The sequence below is a fragment of the Nitratireductor sp. CH_MIT9313-5 genome (assembly GCF_037029545.1).
GTDB lineage: Bacteria > Pseudomonadota > Alphaproteobacteria > Rhizobiales > Rhizobiaceae > Chelativorans.
On sequence record NZ_JAYMER010000024.1, the window covers coordinates 1 to 2,434 of the forward strand.

The window sequence follows — 2,434 nt, forward strand, 5'->3', positions numbered from 1 at the left end:
AACGAAGACAACGCACATCAGAACGCCGACCTCTACGGGCACGGGAGCTCCGCGCCAGAGGAGAAATGACGTGTTCACGAAAATATGAAGGACCATGACCAGAGCAATGGAATTGCCTGCGAGGGAAAGCGCGCGGTGGACGACATGGAGCACCTGCACGCTGCAGAAGCACTATAACTGGTTCGAGAGAATGTCAGCGGGATTAGGCTGGTTGCTGAAGCCCTGATGGAGCACGGGACACTCGAAGGCGAACCGCTTGCTCAGGTGCTCGACCAAGTGCGGCAATGCGCAATGATGCGCGATGAGATGCAGCCAACGCATAATGCAGTGCCTGCAACGCGAAATAATTTGAGATGTCTGGATTCAGGATCAGTGGAAGCCGATTCTGGAATGCGAGCCAGCGATTCCGGATGATGGAAAAGCGATTCTGCCAGCTGAAGAATGCCTCTCCATGTGCAGGCAAGGCACCTCGCTTTGAAACAAAATGAGATCTTCGGATTCTGAATCACGGACGAGCGATTCAGATCTCTCAGAAGTCGATTCTGGTAACGTGGAAAGCGTTACTCCGGCAAACGGCGTGCACGGGCAGAAGAGCAGGGAGTTGTCGCTGTTCATGCAGCAGTCGCTTCCTCGCATGCCTTCCGCCGACTTTTGTTCCTTGCATGGGTCTCCCTCATCCTTGTCTCGTAGTGACGGGACAGAGGAGAAAGAGCATGCCCCGAGCAGTAAAGTCCGACGATGCATCCCACAGGGAGCGCCAGCAGCGCTACCGAAAACGATTGGCGGCGGAGAGGCGGCCGGAAGCTTCGACCATCGATATTGCTGTTGCTGCGGCTGTAGCTGCCTTTGCCAGTGCTGCGGCACGTGACCCCGCGCTCCATCCGCAGGCGCTGCAGTGGATCCTTAGGTGCGCCCGGCGACGGTTGATCGACGACGGCTATGACATGGAGCAGGTCATGCGGGTGCTCCACCGCCGGATGCGCCGCTTCGGCTAGTGCTGGCGCTGTTCGTGTCACATGGTGATGCACTGTTCTGTATTCCCCCCATTACTCCGTGTTTTTGAATCAGATTAACAGAAACTCACATAGTGACGCTGTGGAGCCTCAATGGGCAGTGATGTCGTTTAGTTTCGAGGTCGGTTGCATTTAAACGATCTTTCTCACCGGCTCGCAAGGCATTGCCCGCTATGGGTGCAATCAACGAACTATGGGGGCGGGAATGGAAGAGCTGAAATCTCGGCACGCTGACGACACGCATGAGCACATCATGCTCGATGATGTGCCATTGATCGACGGCATGGATGATGTGCCGGAGGACGTTGGGCACGCCGCTGATGCCGAACAGGCTGCAGCAGATGATGGCGACGATGCTCGTGAGATGGAAACGCTCTTCGGCAAGGAGTTGAGCAAGGTCAAAGATAGCGTCACTCGGTGGCGCGTGCAGCAGGCGAAGGCGGCATTCCGCATTGGTGATCTGTGGGAGGAGCTTTCGCAGGACATGAAGGTCGGTGAGCTCACCGCATTCCTTGCGAATGAGTGCCAGGTGCCGCGACGAGACGTGCAACGTTATGTTCGACTTGCCAAACTCTTTCCCGGCGACTGTGACGAACGCATTTCCTTTCGCGGCGAGGCGCTGACCCCACGCGAGCTTCTGATCCAGAATGGTGTCGCGGCCTCTGTTCTGCTCGATCTGGCTGGGCAGGATGAGACGGTGCGCGATGAAGCAATCCGCATGATCAAGTCCGGACGCGCGCTGCAGGCAAGGGAACTGCGTGGCCTGAAGCGCGACATCGCGCTAGCCAAGGCTGCAGTGGAAGGCACACTCGATGACCGCCGTCGCCGTGCCTTCCGCAATGCCGCTGCGCGCAAGGCACGTGATGAGGCACTTGCTGCAGCAGATGCCTGGCTCGATTCCCTCCACGCACTGACGGAAGAGGTTTGCACCATCGCGCAGCTGGAAGAGGAGGACTCGAGTGTTCACCAAATCGGTCGCGTCGAAGCGATTGCGCCTCGTGCCGCGGAGCTTCTGAAGGACCTGCCTGATATCGTCGATCTCGACTTCATCACCGCGTCACGGGAAGGGTTCAATCGAGGCTGGTCCGGAACCTACAGCGCGCTGCAGGCGATCGCCGAGGAGAAGGTCTATCACAAGGAACACTATGGCGACGGCGAGCCATGGCAAGCCACCTACACGTTCAACAGCTCCCTCCAATGGCAGTTGGCTTGGGCCTTTGGTTATGATGACGACAGCGGAACCTCTATGGCTGTAGAGCGCATGAGAGAAGCCGGAGACACACCGCTTGATGTTCCCGTCAGCGTTTACGGCCACAAAGCGCCTACTGTTCTGGAACTCTGTGCTGGTGCTGGCGGACAGGCCATTGGTCTTGAAGCTGCCGGGTTCAAACATGTGGGCCTTGTGGAAGTGGACAAGGATG

General features: G+C 57.7%; 2 protein-coding genes. Both read left to right on the forward strand.

Annotated features, from left to right (window positions below):
- Positions 1 to 713: 713 nt before the first annotated feature.
- The gene (locus WA367_RS16670; RefSeq protein ID WP_336057908.1) at positions 714 to 995 is read left to right on the forward strand and encodes a hypothetical protein; all 282 of its coding nucleotides are present in this window, start codon (positions 714 to 716) and stop codon (positions 993 to 995) included.
- 223 nt (positions 996 to 1,218) lie between these two features.
- A partial coding sequence (locus tag WA367_RS16675; RefSeq protein ID WP_336057909.1) for a hypothetical protein occupies positions 1,219 to 2,434 on the forward strand: 1,216 nt, incomplete at its 3' end.

Bases quoted from the DNA above. Each gene is read 5' to 3' on its own strand.
- WA367_RS16670 (WP_336057908.1), top strand. From the start codon at position 714: ATGCCCCGAGCAGTAAAGTCCGACGATGCATCCCACAGGGAGCGCCAG.